The sequence below is a fragment of the Serratia sp. PL17 genome (assembly GCF_017832355.1).
In the GTDB taxonomy this organism is placed as follows: domain Bacteria; phylum Pseudomonadota; class Gammaproteobacteria; order Enterobacterales; family Enterobacteriaceae; genus Serratia.
This window is the reverse complement of record NZ_JAFIBY010000005.1, coordinates 55,827-70,102: the sequence shown is the minus strand read 5'-3', so window position 1 is coordinate 70,102 and position 14,276 is coordinate 55,827. Positions and strand designations below refer to the sequence as shown.

At 54.4% G+C, this 14,276-nt stretch carries 16 protein-coding genes; 6 read left to right on the top strand and 10 right to left on the bottom strand.

All coding sequences use genetic code 11. The features are described from left to right. Window positions 1–96 precede the first annotated feature (96 nt). Together JOE25_RS16645 and JOE25_RS16640 are read right to left on the bottom strand one after the other, a co-directional pair. Window positions 97–1,290 carry an amino acid aminotransferase gene (locus tag JOE25_RS16645; protein WP_209637027.1) on the bottom strand — a complete coding sequence of 398 codons (1,194 nt, stop codon included), beginning with the start codon at window positions 1,288–1,290 and terminating at the stop codon, window positions 97–99. A gap of 83 nt (window positions 1,291–1,373) precedes the next feature. Further along, window positions 1,374–1,841, bottom strand: a complete 468-nt coding sequence (locus tag JOE25_RS16640; RefSeq protein ID WP_209637025.1) for an Lrp/AsnC family transcriptional regulator — start codon at window positions 1,839–1,841, stop codon at window positions 1,374–1,376. Window positions 1,842–2,055: 214 nt separating this feature from the next. Here JOE25_RS16640 and JOE25_RS16635 point away from each other — a divergent pair, with 214 nt between their 5' ends. Then, window positions 2,056–2,823 carry a transporter substrate-binding domain-containing protein gene (locus tag JOE25_RS16635; protein ID WP_209637023.1) on the top strand — a complete coding sequence of 256 codons (768 nt, stop codon included), beginning with the start codon at window positions 2,056–2,058 and terminating at the stop codon, window positions 2,821–2,823. Window positions 2,824–2,871: 48 nt separating this feature from the next. Here the strand turns inward: JOE25_RS16635 and alr are convergent, their stop codons facing one another. Continuing rightward, complete coding sequence (gene alr / locus JOE25_RS16630) at window positions 2,872–3,951, bottom strand: alanine racemase (protein ID WP_209637021.1); 1,080 nt, start codon at window positions 3,949–3,951, stop codon at window positions 2,872–2,874. A 17-nt stretch (window positions 3,952–3,968) separates the two neighbouring features. Next, a complete protein-coding gene (dnaB, locus tag JOE25_RS16625) occupies window positions 3,969–5,393 on the bottom strand; it encodes a replicative DNA helicase (RefSeq protein WP_209637019.1) in 1,425 nt (474 codons plus the stop codon). Between the two features lie 180 nt (window positions 5,394–5,573). Between dnaB and JOE25_RS16620 the strand changes: the two genes are divergently transcribed. Next, window positions 5,574–6,563 carry a quinone oxidoreductase gene (locus JOE25_RS16620; RefSeq protein WP_209637016.1) on the top strand — a complete coding sequence of 330 codons (990 nt, stop codon included), beginning with the start codon at window positions 5,574–5,576 and terminating at the stop codon, window positions 6,561–6,563. A 319-nt stretch (window positions 6,564–6,882) separates the two neighbouring features. On the opposite strand, the gene pspG is transcribed toward JOE25_RS16620, so the two are convergent. Both pspG and dusA read right to left on the bottom strand, forming a co-directional pair. Then, a complete protein-coding gene (gene pspG / locus JOE25_RS16615) occupies window positions 6,883–7,101 on the bottom strand; it encodes an envelope stress response protein PspG (RefSeq protein ID WP_037416133.1) in 219 nt (72 codons plus the stop codon). Window positions 7,102–7,251: 150 nt separating this feature from the next. Next, window positions 7,252–8,271, bottom strand: a complete 1,020-nt coding sequence (dusA, locus tag JOE25_RS16610) for a tRNA dihydrouridine(20/20a) synthase DusA (RefSeq protein WP_209637014.1) — start codon at window positions 8,269–8,271, stop codon at window positions 7,252–7,254. 207 nt (window positions 8,272–8,478) lie between these two features. Between dusA and JOE25_RS16605 the strand changes: the two genes are divergently transcribed. The 4 genes from JOE25_RS16605 (at window position 8,479) to zur (ending at window position 10,996) form a co-directional block, all read left to right on the top strand. Further along, on the top strand, window positions 8,479–9,012 hold the full coding sequence (locus tag JOE25_RS16605; RefSeq protein ID WP_209637012.1) for a hypothetical protein: 534 nt from the start codon (window positions 8,479–8,481) through the stop codon (window positions 9,010–9,012). A gap of 89 nt (window positions 9,013–9,101) precedes the next feature. After that, window positions 9,102–9,551 (top strand): RNA polymerase sigma factor, encoded by a 450-nt coding sequence (locus JOE25_RS16600; protein ID WP_265556941.1) that lies wholly within the window; start codon window positions 9,102–9,104, stop codon window positions 9,549–9,551. Next, window positions 9,548–10,306 carry an anti-sigma factor gene (locus JOE25_RS16595; protein WP_209637010.1) on the top strand — a complete coding sequence of 253 codons (759 nt, stop codon included), beginning with the start codon at window positions 9,548–9,550 and terminating at the stop codon, window positions 10,304–10,306. Before JOE25_RS16600 ends, JOE25_RS16595 begins: the two co-directional genes overlap by 4 nt. A 177-nt stretch (window positions 10,307–10,483) precedes the next feature. Beyond that, entirely contained in the window at window positions 10,484–10,996 is a 513-nt protein-coding gene (zur, locus tag JOE25_RS16590; RefSeq protein ID WP_209637008.1) for a zinc uptake transcriptional repressor Zur, read from the top strand. Between the two features lie 91 nt (window positions 10,997–11,087). Here zur and JOE25_RS16585 read toward each other — a convergent pair whose 3' ends face one another. From JOE25_RS16585 to JOE25_RS16570, 4 genes are all read right to left on the bottom strand, one after another. Next, window positions 11,088–11,297, bottom strand: coding sequence for a CsbD family protein (locus JOE25_RS16585; RefSeq protein ID WP_017894203.1), 210 nt, complete (start codon window positions 11,295–11,297; stop codon window positions 11,088–11,090). A gap of 267 nt (window positions 11,298–11,564) precedes the next feature. Next, on the bottom strand, window positions 11,565–12,905 hold the full coding sequence (gene dinF, locus JOE25_RS16580; protein ID WP_209637006.1) for an MATE family efflux transporter DinF: 1,341 nt from the start codon (window positions 12,903–12,905) through the stop codon (window positions 11,565–11,567). Between the two features lie 216 nt (window positions 12,906–13,121). Beyond that, the gene (gene lexA / locus JOE25_RS16575) at window positions 13,122–13,730 is read right to left on the bottom strand and encodes a transcriptional repressor LexA (protein ID WP_037416119.1); all 609 of its coding nucleotides are present in this window, start codon (window positions 13,728–13,730) and stop codon (window positions 13,122–13,124) included. 121 nt (window positions 13,731–13,851) lie between these two features. Further along, the gene (locus JOE25_RS16570) at window positions 13,852–14,220 is read right to left on the bottom strand and encodes a diacylglycerol kinase (protein ID WP_061807784.1); all 369 of its coding nucleotides are present in this window, start codon (window positions 14,218–14,220) and stop codon (window positions 13,852–13,854) included. Window positions 14,221–14,276 lie beyond the last annotated feature (56 nt).

Here is a 14,276-nt window from a genome sequence, read left to right as displayed (position 1 = left end):
GCGGCAACTCCGGCGACAAACCGACAACAAAAAAGGGAGCGATATCGCTATCGCTCCCTTCGCATGACGATGAACGTCAGTTCACCCTAACAGCAATCACTGCACCGCGGCAAACGCCTCGGCCACCTGATGCACGTTGTTATGGTTCAAGCCAGCCATACAAACACGGCCGCTGTGGATCAGATACACACCAAACTCTTCACGCAGGCGATCAACCTGTGCCGCGCTGAACCCGGTGTAGCTGAACATACCGCGCTGTTCCAGCAGGTAATCGAAGTTACGCTGCGGTAGAGCAACTTTCAGCGCTTCCACCAGCGTTTTGCGCATCTCAAGGATACGGTTACGCATAGTCTCGACTTCTGCCAGCCACTGGGCTTTCAGTTGCGTATCGTTCAGCACCTTTGCCACCACCTGCGCACCGAAGTTCGGTGGGCTGGAGTAGTTGCGGCGAACCGTCGCTTTCAACTGACCCAGCACGCGCCCGGCAGCTTCTTCGCTTTCGCAGACCACTGACAGGCCGCCGACACGTTCACCGTACAGCGAGAAAATTTTCGAGAACGAATTGCTCACCAGGCACGGCAAGCCCGCGGCAGCAAGGGTGCGAATGGCATAAGCGTCTTCGGTAATCCCGCCGCCAAAGCCCTGGTAGGCGATATCGAGGAACGGGATCAATTCACGTTCGGCGATCACCTTAACCACGTCATCCCACTGGGCGTTTGTCAGATCAGAGCCCGTCGGGTTATGGCAGCATGGGTGCAACAGGGCAATGCTGTGTTTTGGCAGTTGTTTCAACGCGCTGAGCATTGCGTCAAATTTCACACCCAGGCTTTCGTTGTCAAAGTACGGGTAGGTGTTCACCTTGAAACCGGCACCGCCAAAGATGGCAATGTGGTTTTCCCAGGTCGGATCGCTGACCCATACCTGCGAATCCGGAAAGTAGCTTTTCAGGAAGTCGGCACCGACCTTCAGCGCACCAGAACCGCCAACGGTCTGAATGGTGGCAACGCGTCCCTGCTGCAACATCGGGTGCTCAGCACCAAACAGCAGGTGTTGAACCGCAGTACGATAAGGGTGCAGGCCTTCCATCGGCAGATAGACCGACGCCCCCTGATCCACCGCGTTCAACTGCGTTTCCGCTGCGGCAACTGCTTTCATCTGCGGGATAATGCCCTGCTCGTCATAGTAAAGGCCGATACTCAGGTTAACCTTGTGCGAACGGGGATCTTTTTTGAATTTTTCCATCAGCGACAGGATCGGGTCACCTGCATAGGCATCAACGTTCTGAAACACGGGGTTGTTCTCCTGGATTATTAGGGTTTGGGGGCACAGCATTAGGCTCTAATATAGACGGAAAACGGCATTCGGTCTGAGCTTTATCTCGCAACGGGCAACAAACCGTTTTCCTTGATACGGTTGAGCACGACCGCCGTTTTGATATGCGCCACACTTTTATGCCGCGACAGCGTCTGGCTGATGAAATCGTCCAGCGCCGGCAGATCCGCCACGGCCACTTTCAGCAGGTAGTCAGCGTCGCCTGTGGTTTTATAGGCGTCAAGAATGGCGTCCACTTCTTCCAGCATCTGGTGGAAACTGTCAATTTGCTCCTGCCCGTGCTGAGTCAGACTTACTTCAATCAGCCCTACAAGCCCCAGCCCGACGGCCTCTGGCGCCAAACGCGCGTGATAACCGCGGATCAGCTGTGCCTGCTCCAGGCTGATGCGCCGCCGTGAGCACTGGGAAGCAGACAGCCCAACCAATTCGCTCAGTTCCTGATTGGTCAGACGGCCATTGGTCTGTAACAGCGTCAGGATTTTCATATCAAAATCGTCAATGTTGTACATAGCCACCTGTAAACTGTGTTAATAAATGTTGACGTTACAGCCTATCAGTTTTTTGACTGTGGATACCCTCCCCCCGCCGAGGTTGTGAAGCGCACAGCAGCAATGCCGAACGTTTCCACCAACTCATGGCATAAAAAGTGGGTAACTCGCGCAAGTCAGCAACAATTAACGGCTAAATTGCGCATAAAACCACGAATGTATAAAAAGGACGCCGATGAAAAAGCTATTCCCTCTCGCACTGCTGGTTGCCGCCGGGAGCGCCAGCGCCCAATCACACCTGGATAAAGTCATTCAGCAGGGCACGCTGGAAGTGTGCACGACCGGCGATTACAAACCCTATACCTTCCTGAAAGAAGACGGCAGCTATGAAGGTATTGATATCACCATGGCGGAATCGCTGGCCAAGAGCCTGGGAGCCAAAGTGAAATGGGTGAAAACCAGTTGGAAAACCCTGACGCCTGATTTTGTCGCCGGTAAATGCGATATCGCTATGGGCGGGATCTCTGTCACGCTGCAGCGACAGAGGCAGGTGTTCTTTGCCGATAAGCTCGATACCGACGGCAAGATCCCGTTGGTGCGCTGCACCGACGTGAAAAAATACCGCACCATCGACCAGATCAACAAGCCGTCAGTACGCCTGCTGGAACCGGCTGGCGGTACCAACGAAGCCTTCGTGCACGCCTATCTGCCCAAGGCCAAGCTGACATTGACCCATGATAACGTGGGCATTTTCCAGCAGTTAGTCGACAAGAAAGCCGATGTGATGATCACTGACGCTTCCGAAGCGTTATATCAGCAAAAGCGGTATCCGAAGCTATGTGCGGTAAATCCGAACAAACCGATGCAGTACGGCGAGAAGGCCTACATGCTGCCGCGTGATGATTTGAGTTGGAAACTGTATGTGGACCAGTGGCTGCACCTGGCCAAAGCGACCGGTGAGTATCAGAGCATTATCGATCAGTGGTTGGCGGTAAAGAAGTAACGCGCAAGTGATCGGGGCCAGCACATTGTCGCTGGCCCCCTCGGGAGGCTATTCTCCGATATATTCCATCGCCACGCGCTGCGTCAGCTTGGTGATCAGCTCGTAAGCGCTGATGCCGGTGCAGGCCGCAATGCGTTCAACCGGCAACGCGTGACCCCACAGCACCACTTCATCGCCCACCTTATCTGTCGCATCAGGGCCCAGGTCCACCGACATCATGTCCATCGACACACGGCCCACGATTGGCACTTCACGGCCATTAAGCCACACGGGAGTGCCGGAAGGTGCGCTGCGCGGATAACCGTCACCATAGCCCATCGCGACCACGCCCAAACGGGTATCGCCTTCACTCACCCAGGTGCCACCGTAGCCGACAGACTCACCGGCCTTGTGCTCGCGCACGGCAATCAGGTTAGATTTGAGCGTCATGGCCGGCTGCAGATCAAACTGACAGCCATTGGAACCGTCCATCGGCGAAACGCCGTAAAGAATGATCCCCGGACGGACCCATTCGTTGTGCGCGTCCGGCCACAGCAGCGTGCCACCGGAAGCCGCAATCGAACGCTGCCCCGGTTTGCCACGGGCAAAGTTCTCAAAACACTGCATTTGCTTGAGCGTCGTGTCGGATTCGGGTTCATCGGCACGGCTGAAGTGGCTCATGATATTGACTGGCTGCACGACGTTGCGGCAGGCACTCAAACGTTGATAGAAGGCCTCAGCCTGCTCCGGGCGTACGCCCAGGCGATGCATGCCGGTGTCCAGCTTCATCCACACGGGCACCGGACGTGATAACGTGGCCTGCTCCAGCGCTTCAAGCTGCTCGATACTGTGCACTGCGGTTTCGATGTTGTTGGCTACCAAAACGGGCAAATCTTCGGCGGAGAAGAAGCCTTCCAGCATCAAGATTGGCTTGACGATGCCACCGGAGCGCAACATTAGCGCTTCGCCAATGCGCGCCACGCCGTAGCAGTCGGCATCTTGCAGGGTGTGCGCTGTTTCCAGCAGGCCATGTCCATAAGCGTTTGCTTTCACAACGGCAATCAGGCGACTTTGCGGCGCCTGACGGCGCACCTGTTGCAGATTATGTCGCAGAGCGCGGCGGTCGATTACAGCGGTTGCCGCTTTCATTTCAGTTCCTTAGCTGATTATTCGTCATCATATTGTGGCCCCGCGTAGTTATCGAAACGCGACCACTGGCCGTTAAAGGTAAGGCGCACGGTACCGATAGGGCCGTTACGCTGCTTACCCAGAATAATTTCAGCAATCCCTTTCAGATCGCTGTTCTCGTGATAAACCTCATCACGGTAGATGAACATAATCAGGTCGGCATCCTGCTCGATGGAACCAGACTCACGCAGGTCTGAGTTGACCGGACGCTTGTCGGCACGCTGCTCCAGGCTTCGGTTCAGCTGCGACAGCGCCACCACCGGTACTTGCAGCTCTTTCGCCAATGCCTTCAACGAGCGGGAAATTTCGGCGATCTCCAGCGTACGGTTATCGGACAGGGCCGGCACGCGCATCAGCTGAAGGTAGTCGATCATGATCAGGCTAAGGCCGTCATGCTCACGGAAAATACGGCGCGCGCGCGAACGCACTTCGGTTGGCGTCAAACCGGAGGAGTCATCAATGTACATATTGCGCTTCTCCAGCAGGATACCCATAGTGCTGGAAATACGCGCCCAATCCTCGTCATCAAGCTGACCGGTACGGATACGCGTTTGGTCAACGCGTGACAGTGACGCCAGCATACGCATCATGATCTGGTTGCCTGGCATCTCGAGACTGAAGATCAGCACCGGTTTTTCCTGCGTCATCGCAGCGTGTTCGCACAAGTTCATGGCGAAAGTGGTTTTACCCATCGAAGGACGGGCGGCAACGATGATCAGATCCGACTTTTGCAAACCGGCGGTTTTCTTGTTGAGATCCTGATAGCCGGTGTCCACACCGGTAACGCCATCATGCGGCTGCTGATACAACTGCTCGATGCGCGCAACGGTGTCCTCCAGGATGCGTTCGATACCTTTCGGGCCTTCATCTTTGCTGGCACGGTTTTCCGCAATTTGGAATACGCGTGATTCAGCCAGATCGAGCAGGTCTTCACTGCTGCGCCCTTGCGGATCATAACCGGCGTCGGCGATCTCATTCGCCACCGAGATCATCTCACGCACTACCGCACGTTCACGTACGATATCGGCATAAGCGCCAATGTTGGCAGCACTCGGGGTATTTTTCGATAACTCGGCCAAATAGGCGAAGCCACCGACAGAATCCAGCTCGCCCCGCTGTTCCAGCGATTCGGACAGCGTGATCAAATCGATCGGCCGGCTCATTTCCAGCAGGCGCTGCATCTCGGTAAAGATCAGACGGTGCGGGCGACTGAAGAAGTCGTTGGCAACAACACGTTCTGCCACGTTGTCCCAACGTTCGTTATCCAGCATCAAACCGCCCAACACGGACTGTTCCGCCTCCAGCGAATGTGGCGGCATCTTCAGCCCTTCCATCTGACGATCTCGTGGACGATCTCTGGCCTCGTCCGCGTTTGTTTTGTTGGTTGGTTTTTTTCCTGCCATGAAGCGTATTCTTTATCCGGTTGCGAATGGAGAATCCTGACGCGAGAGTATACGTGATTTTTATCTGTGATTCCTGCGGCATAACCGATGCAAAAAAGGTATCAATCTGCGCAAGGGCAAACTGGATCACCGATACTAAAACGCGTAGGGTGAAATTAGACACCCACACGAGGTAATGAAATGGCAAAGCGCATTCAATTCTCCGCCACCGGCGGCCCGGAAGTGTTGCAATACGTTGATTTTACACCCGTAGATCCAACTGCCGGCGAGGTGCAAATCGAGAACAAAGCGATCGGCATCAACTATATCGACACTTACGTGCGCAGCGGGTTGTACCCGCCAGCCACCCTGCCCAGCGGATTGGGCACCGAAGCCGCCGGCGTCGTCACTAAGGTCGGTGCGGGTGTCACCGCACTGAAGCCCGGCGACCGGGTGGTTTACGCCCAATCGTCACTCGGTGCCTACAGCGAAGTCCACAACGTTGCGGCTGAAAAAGTGGCGATATTGCCGCACAACTTGAGCTTTGAGCAGGGCGCAGCCGCTTTCCTTAAAGGGCTGACGGTACACTATCTCTTGCGTCAAACTCATGAAGTTCAGCCAGGGGAAATATTCCTGTTCCATGCCGCCGCTGGCGGTGTTGGGCTGATTGCCTGCCAATGGGCCAAAGCGCTTGGAGCAAAATTGATTGGCAGCGTAGGTTCCGATGAAAAAGCAGAATTGGCGAAACACGCCGGCGCTTGGGCAACCATCAATTACCATAAGGAAGACATCGCCGCGCGCGTGGCTGAGCTGACACAGGGCGAAAAAGTCGGCGTGGTGTATGACTCCGTTGGGCAAAGTACCTGGCAGACCTCACTCAATAGTCTGAAGCGACGCGGGTTGATGGTCAGCTTCGGCAATGCCTCCGGCCCGGTTACCGGTGTCGATTTGGCGCTGCTGAACCAAAAAGGCTCGCTGTATGTCACCCGCCCTTCCCTAAACGGCTACATTACCAACCGTGCTGAACTGCAGTTTGCCAGTAATGAACTGTTTTCACTGATCGGCAGCGGAGCCATCAAGGTCGACGTGAAGGAAGAGCAGAAGTTTGCGTTAGCCGACGCACAGCGCGCGCATCAGGTGTTGGAAAGCCGCAGCACCAGCGGTTCAAGCCTGCTGATTCCCGGGCGCTGAGATCGTCCAATGTGCCGTTATGACCAATAGAAAGGGCTCCGTAAGGAGCCCTTTCTATTACTGCGTTTGTAGGGGTAGAGCAGAGTCCGCCAGAGACAGGGGTTGCTTGAGCAACACGCATATTTGGTATTACTGCCTCTTGCGGTGATGAAATAGGTCGCATCGCTGCATCGACAAACATCCTAACAGCCCGGAAACGCAAAAAACATGGCTAATGCGGCACGTTAGCATTTAAAGCACCAACCTGTGACCGCTGCCACATTCAGAGCAGGTCTGTTGCGTATATTTCAGCGTGACCGACTGATTATTCGACAAAAAGTCAGTAACGCCGGATTTGTGGTTTCTGCATCGAACGGTATATCCACACGCCCACAACAGCCAAAATCAGCCACGGTAACAGTTTAATCACCATCGCAAACAGGCCACCAATCAACATAAACGCCGCAGCAACCAGCAACGCGGCGAACACGCCCAACAACGAAATCCCGGTCACCATCAACATGACGACAAAACCGATAAGAAAGAAGAGTTCCAACATGATTTTGCTCCTTCGCAAAACGAGGTATCTGCTGAGGTATTACAAAAAGCATGCCAGAAACGTGAGAAAACTAAGTGATTGAAATTAAAAAAAAGGCATGTCGCAGCGTGCAACATGCCTGGTCAAAAACACTAATTTTTAGTCAGATTTTTATACCGTTTCCGCTATCTCGGTGCGCGGCAGGCGCACTAAATTCAGCGCCTGTTCAACCACACGCGCATCGGCCCCCGGCTTATGCGCATTTTCACTCAGGTGGCGGCGCCACTGACGTGCACCTGGGACCCCTTGGAACAAACCAAGGATATGGCGGGTGATGTGGCCCAAATAGGTACCATTTGCTAGCTCGCGCTCGATGTACGGATACAGCGACTCGATAATCGCTATGCTGTCCATAACGTCGGTCTTACGGCCAAACAGTTCACTGTCAACGCGCGCCAGAATGCCCGGGTTCTGATAGGCTTCGCGCCCCATCATTACGCCATCCAAATGCAGCAGGTGTTGTTTTGCTTCTTCCAACGTTTTCACCCCACCGTTGATGGCCAGGGTCAGCGTGGGGAAATCACGTTTTAACTGATACACACGTGGATAGTCCAACGGTGGCACTTCGCGGTTCTCTTTCGGGCTCAGGCCTGACAGCCAGGCTTTGCGCGCATGTATCGTGAACATGTCGCACTCGCCGCGCCCGGCAACGGTGCCGATAAAATCACACAAAAACGCATAGCTGTCCTGATCGTCAATGCCAATACGGGTTTTCACCGTCACAGGAATCGACACCACGTCACGCATCGCTTTGATGCAATCGGCAACCAGCGTTGCCTGCCCCATCAGACAGGCACCGAACATGCCATTCTGTACCCGATCGGATGGGCAACCGACATTGAGGTTAATTTCGTCATAACCGCGCTGCTCAGCCAGTTTGGCACAGTGCGCTAACGCAGCCGGATCGCTACCGCCTAATTGTAGCGCTACCGGGTGTTCCTCTTCGCTGTAAGCCAGGTAGTCACCCTTACCGTGGATAATCGCCCCGGTAGTCACCATCTCGGTGTACAGCAGCGTTTCCTTGGTCAACAGGCGGTGAAAGTAACGGCAATGACGATCGGTCCAGTCGAGCATCGGCGCGATGGAGAAACGATTGGCGGCGTATTTTGAGGCGTTATTGTCTGTCGTCATGCTGGGCTACTGGCTACCTGATTCTGTCTGGGATTCAACGAACGGCGTGCTGCCGCAAACGGCTATTATACCGACAATCGGCGGCATTGGGAAAACTGACGCGCCTTAAGATTAAAAAACAACCGGAAAAAATGAATAAACGGGCGCTTTCAGGTGTTATCTCAGCAAGGGTGCAGCTCCGCGCCCTCTCCCGATGAGGAAACGACCATGAACAATTTCGTTAAACGCCTGCTGCTCCCCGTCATTGCCAGTTCTCTGTTGATTTCCGGTGCCGCGCTGGCAATGGGAGGAGATGGCAGCGGCCAGACTACGCCAACCTGCCCGAAGGGCCAGATATACGATACAAAAACCAAGACCTGCACGGTGGATAAAAGCAGCATGATCAACGACAACGATCGGGCGAACTATGCTTATGCACTGGCAAAAAGTGGTCGCTACCAGGAAGCTCTCGACGTGCTTAACACGCTGAAGGATCCCAATACCGCCGTAGCCTTGAACTACCGAGGTTATGCCACCCGCAAGCTTGGCCGCACCGACGAAGGGATCAGCTACTATTTAAAATCAGTAGCACTCGATCCGAAATACCCAAAAGTCCGCGAATACTTGGGTGAAGCCTATATGGTGAAAGGGCGCCAAGACTTGGCAAAAGAGCAACTGAAGGTGATTCAGTCACTGTGCGGTACCGGTTGTGAAGAGTACAAAGATCTGGCGGCTGCCATCGATCACCATCCAGAGTCATGATGTAACAGATCCCGGAGGCGAACATCAGCACAGATGCGATTCGCAACGAAATCGGTCAGTATCTTTCCCGCCTGTGGCGCTATGGCCTGGTGCTTTCCCACCGGCGGGATATTGCCGATGACTTGGTGCAAGCCACCTGCGTACGCGCCCTCGAGCGCGCCGCGCAGTTTGCTGTCGGCACGCGTATGGATCGCTGGTTATTTGCAATCCTTCACTCCATTTGGCTTAACGAGATCCGCGCTCAACATATCCGCCAGGGACAAGGTTTTGTCGACGTCGACGAACTGGCCGGTGCGGAAAACAGCGAGCAGCCTATCTGGGCCAATGAAGTGATGCAGCGGGTCAACCAACTGCCGGAGGCACAGCGCAATACGCTGTTTTTGGTGTACGTCGAAGAGCTTTCTTACCGTGAGGCCGCTGAAGTGTTAGGTGTACCCATTGGTACCATAATGAGTCGCCTGGCGGCAGCGCGACTGAGGTTGGCGAACGACAGCATGCTGCAAACCCGCTCACCGCAGGCAAAAGGAGGACAATCATGAGCTCAACCTATGCTGCGGATGAACTACTGGTCGCCTATCTGGACAATCAGTTAGACCCACAACAACGCCTGCAACTGGAGCAACGCTTGGCTGGAGAACCTGCGTTGGCTGAGCGTTTGACGTTGCTGGCGCGCAGTAACCTGCCCTTTAAGCAAGCATTCGCCCCTTTGCTTGATGAGGCCCCAGTGCAACAGTTAAGTGAGGCATGGCCACTCACCGTCGCTACCCCGCAAACGGGCATCAGCCGTCGCGGTCTCATCGCTGCGGCCGTCGGCTTCTTGGCGCTCGGGATCGCAGGCGATCGCGTCTATCTGCAGTTTAATCAGCCAGAGGACAACTGGCGTGGCTTGGTCGCCCAATATATGGCGCTGTACACGCCGGAAACGCTGGCAGGTGCCGACGAATCGGCCACGCAGATTGCCGCTCAATTACAACAAACCGGCGATCGACTGGGTATTAGCCTTCCGGCACAAAAACTGGTGTTGAAGGGTGCCGAACTGAAAAACGCCCGCGTGTTGGCCTACGACGACCGACGCATCGCGCAATTGACCTGGCTGGATACGCAATATGGCGCACTGGCACTATGCATTATCCAGCAGAGGGGCCAACAACAACCGGCCGAAAGCGAACGCCGCCAAGGCATGAACGTCGTCTATTGGGCCGATGGCAACCATGCCTTTATGCTGATTGGCCATAATCCAACGGGTGAAATGACCGCGTTAGCAGCCCACTTGCAACACGCTTTATCAACCTGACCCCCTTGCGCCCTCCCGCCCACTGATGAGTAAGTTGTGAATAGCGTCACATTTCTGGCGCGCAACACGCGGTCAACCGGGCAATTAACGCGCCATATCAGAGGAAAAGGGGCCGACTCTCGGCGATTTGGCTGAACCATGTTAAAATCGGCTTTTTTACGTACCGGGAAATTTGCCATGAACTCAAACACCCAGGAAAAGCTGCTGGCGCAGGCTGAACAACTCTGTCAGCAACGCAATGTGCGACTGACACCGCAGCGGCTGGAAGTGTTACGCCTGATGGCACAACAGCCCGGTGCCATCAGCGCTTATGACCTGCTCGATTTACTGCGCGTTGCCGAACCCCAGGCCAAACCGCCAACGGTTTACCGCGCGCTGGACTTCCTGTTGGAACAAGGCTTCATTCACCGGGTCGAGTCAGCCAACAGCTACGTGCTGTGTCATCACTTCGAACAACCTATGCACACTTCCGCGCTGTTTATCTGTGATCGTTGCGGTCAGGTGACAGAGCGCACAACTGAAGGGGTTGAAGATACGCTGCAAAAACTGGCCAAAGAGTCGGGGTTTGTCCTGCGTCACAGCGTAGTGGAAGCACACGGCCTGTGCGCCGCTTGCGTTGAGGTAGAAGCTTGCGACAGCAAACATGATTGCGGCGAACACGACCATAGCATTGCCATCAAGAAGAAATAGACAGGGTTAGCAGGCACCTCCTTGTGTCTGCAGGCCTGGCACCAAGGGGAAGGCGCCAGACTTTCGGCCGCATCCGCTGCGGCCCATCGCGCTACCAGCGATATTTGTTATGATCTTCCCAAGACTTCACTTCTTTCTCGGCCGCCTCTTTCTGGTAGCCGTAGCGCTCCTGGATTTTACCGACAAGCTGCTCGCGTTTCCCTTCGATGACCGTCAGGTCGTCATCGGTCAGCTTGCCCCATTTTTCTTTCACTTTCCCTTTAAACTGCTTCCAGTTACCGTCGGCTTGATCTTTGTTCATAGTATCTCCGTTAACCTGTGGTGAGTCAGTTTTAACTACTGCTGGCTGAGGATGCGCCCCGTTTATATTGCCAGCCACACGATTAATTATAGATGCAGATAGCGACAAACAAATAAAAACCAGAATTAAAATCCATTTTTAAATTGAAAATAAGAAAAAAACGCCAACAAACAACTTACTACACGACTTGGCTAACCGACGAGAATATGTAACAAAATACAAACAAACACATAATTAAAATTTATGTATTTGCAAGAAAGGCTATCGTCATTGTGCTGCTGAAAACCAGCTGCCACGCAGCCTGTGACGGTGCCAAATCCACCCAAGCGCGATGCCGCGCAGCGCAAGAAAGACCGCCAGCGCCAACCACAATCCATGATTGCCCAAGACAGGCACGGTCAGCAGCGTCAAACCGTAACCCGCAGCCGCCACGGCCATGCTGTTACGCATTTCTGCACCGCGAGTCGCACCAATGAACATGCCATCCAGCAAATAGCACCACACCCCAACCAGCGGTAGCACCACCTGCCAAGGTAAATAGTCATTCGCCATCGCACGCAGTTCTGGCAACGAGGTCAACGCCGCAATGATTTGCTGCCCGGCAAAGGCATAAACCACACCAAAGGCTAGCGCCACTAAACAGGCCTGCCGGCAAGCCGCGCGCCACACCTTACGCAATTGACTGTCATCTCTGGCACCATAAGCATGACCAGAATGCGCTTCTACCGCATAGGCAAAACCATCCAGTGCATAGGCGGTAAAGGTCAGCAAATTCATCAGTACCGCGTTTACTGCCACTACGTCACCGCCAAGCCTGGCGCCGAAGATAGTCAAGGATGCAAAGCACAATTGCAGCAACAATGAACGCAACATGATATCGCGGTTCAACGCAAGCAAACGCCGCAGATTACCGCGCCAGGCATGGCGCAACATCGGAACAGAAATACCGCGTATGCGCATCACTCGCCAGGACAGCCATAAACCCAGCAGCAGCGTAGCGTACTCAGAGACGGCGGTCGCCGTCGCGGCACCTTGCACATTCCAGCCCAGCCCCATGACCAACCAGATATCCAGAACGATATTCAACACATTACCGACTATCAGCAGGATGACCGGCGCCCGCACGTATTGCACGCCAAGCAACCAACCCAAGATCACCATATTTGCCAGCGCTGCCGGTGCGCTCAGCCAACGGATCTCAAGGAACAATCGTGCTTGCTTCAGCACCGCATCGTCACCGCCAACAATCTGCAGCGCCAGATCGATCAACGGATGGCGCAGCAACACGATAACGACGCCGGCCAATACTGCCAGCAACAGCGGCTGCATAAAGGCACGTGCCAATCCCTGTGGGTTTTGTGCGCCCAGCGCCTGTGCCGTCAAACCGGTGGTACTCATGCGCAAAAACAGCAACAACATAAACAGGAAGCTGGTTGCCATCGCCCCGACCGCCACGCCCCCCAAATAAACAGGGCTGTCGAGGTGACCTATCACTGCGGTATCGACCAACCCAAGCAGTGGCACGGTGATATTGGAAAAGATCATCGGTAGCGCGAGGCGCCACAAGGCTTTATCGGTATCGCTGGTGAAGGCGGAAAGCAGGCGCATAGTGGAATGTTCCCGTGTATACCCGTCATCTTTCAAGTTGCAGCGTTGTTATCTGCACTCGCTCACCCCAGTTACTTACCTGAGTAAGCGCCTGGGGATGAGCGAGTTGGCCGCCTAGCTGCAACTTGAAAGCTATAGGGTATATAGTGAATCAGATATGACATCGCCCCAGAACTGGGGCGACTTAAATCAGAGGACGATGTGTAGGCGTGAGGATTAAACCCAGTCGCCATTGCGGATCACACCGACCGCCAGGCCTTCAATGGTGAAATTCTGCTGGCGCAGATCAACCACAATCGGTTGGAACTCGCTGTTTTCCGGCAATAACTCAACAACATTTCCGTGTTTTTTCAGACGCTTAACTGTAACTTCGTCTTCAATACGCGCCACAACGACCTGGCCGTTACGCACGTCCTGAGTTTTATGTACCGCCAGCAGATCGCCGTCGAGAATACCGATATCACGCATCGACATACCGTTGACCCGCAGCAAGAAATCCGCACTTGGCTTGAACAAGGAAGGATCCACTTTGTAGTGCCCTTCGATATGCTGCTGCGCCAACAGTGGCTCACCGGCGGCAACACGGCCGATCAACGGTAAACCTTCTTCATCTTCCATCAGCAAACGAATGCCGCGCGATGCACCAGAGACGATCTCGATGACGCCTTTACGCGCCAATGCTTTCAGGTGTTCTTCTGCAGCATTTGGCGAGCGGAACCCCAGACGCATGGCGATTTCGGCGCGCGTTGGCGGCATGCCAGTGGACGAAATATGATCGCGAATCAGATCATAGACCTCTTGCTGTCTGGTAGTTAGTGCTTTCATTCCGCCCCCTGTTTGTTTATACAGTCTTGCTGTGAGTATATACAGGTAAGTGCGGCTTGGGAACCGAAGAATGAATAAAAATCAGGGATTAGCGACCCACGTCGCAACAGGGCCACCCCATTCAGGCAAAGTGTTGCCAGAGCACCGAGCCCCAGACAAACAACGCCAAAATAATCGCCAGTGAAACTGCTGCCGACCCCATATCCTTGGACCGGCCCGAAAGCTCATGATGTTCAGTGCCAACCCGATCGACAATCGCTTCTATCGCGCTGTTGAGCATCTCGACGATCATCACCAGCAGCACCGATCCGATCAATAAAATGCGCGCTATCGCACCCACGTCCAGCCAAATCGCCAGTATGATAGCCAGTACGGTCGCGACCAGTTCTTGGCGGAACGCCGCTTCATGCTGCCAGGCAGCGGAAAAGCCTTTATAAGAGTAGCCGGCGGCTTTAATAATACGGGTCAGGCCGGTTGCTTGGTTTGCCATGTTTTTTAGTGCCTTTCACAGAGGTAAGTCATAATTAAAGAGTCTAGGCCAGGAAA

What these genes read in the sequence shown, in the direction of transcription:
- JOE25_RS16640 (WP_209637025.1), bottom strand. Translation starts at nt 1,841, where the DNA reads ATGTACAACATTGACGATTTTGATATGAAAATCCTGACGCTGTTACAG.
- JOE25_RS16635 (WP_209637023.1), top strand. Translation starts at nt 2,056, where the DNA reads ATGAAAAAGCTATTCCCTCTCGCACTGCTGGTTGCCGCCGGGAGCGCC.
- alr (WP_209637021.1), bottom strand. Translation starts at nt 3,951, where the DNA reads ATGAAAGCGGCAACCGCTGTAATCGACCGCCGCGCTCTGCGACATAAT.
- dnaB (WP_209637019.1), bottom strand. Translation starts at nt 5,393, where the DNA reads ATGGCAGGAAAAAAACCAACCAACAAAACAAACGCGGACGAGGCCAGA.
- JOE25_RS16620 (WP_209637016.1), top strand. Translation starts at nt 5,574, where the DNA reads ATGGCAAAGCGCATTCAATTCTCCGCCACCGGCGGCCCGGAAGTGTTG.
- pspG (WP_037416133.1), bottom strand. Translation starts at nt 7,101, where the DNA reads ATGTTGGAACTCTTCTTTCTTATCGGTTTTGTCGTCATGTTGATGGTG.
- dusA (WP_209637014.1), bottom strand. Translation starts at nt 8,271, where the DNA reads ATGACGACAGACAATAACGCCTCAAAATACGCCGCCAATCGTTTCTCC.
- JOE25_RS16605 (WP_209637012.1), top strand. Translation starts at nt 8,479, where the DNA reads ATGAACAATTTCGTTAAACGCCTGCTGCTCCCCGTCATTGCCAGTTCT.
- JOE25_RS16595 (WP_209637010.1), top strand. Translation starts at nt 9,548, where the DNA reads ATGAGCTCAACCTATGCTGCGGATGAACTACTGGTCGCCTATCTGGAC.
- zur (WP_209637008.1), top strand. Translation starts at nt 10,484, where the DNA reads ATGAACTCAAACACCCAGGAAAAGCTGCTGGCGCAGGCTGAACAACTC.
- JOE25_RS16585 (WP_017894203.1), bottom strand. Translation starts at nt 11,297, where the DNA reads ATGAACAAAGATCAAGCCGACGGTAACTGGAAGCAGTTTAAAGGGAAA.
- dinF (WP_209637006.1), bottom strand. Translation starts at nt 12,905, where the DNA reads ATGCGCCTGCTTTCCGCCTTCACCAGCGATACCGATAAAGCCTTGTGG.
- lexA (WP_037416119.1), bottom strand. Translation starts at nt 13,730, where the DNA reads ATGAAAGCACTAACTACCAGACAGCAAGAGGTCTATGATCTGATTCGC.
- JOE25_RS16570 (WP_061807784.1), bottom strand. Translation starts at nt 14,220, where the DNA reads ATGGCAAACCAAGCAACCGGCCTGACCCGTATTATTAAAGCCGCCGGC.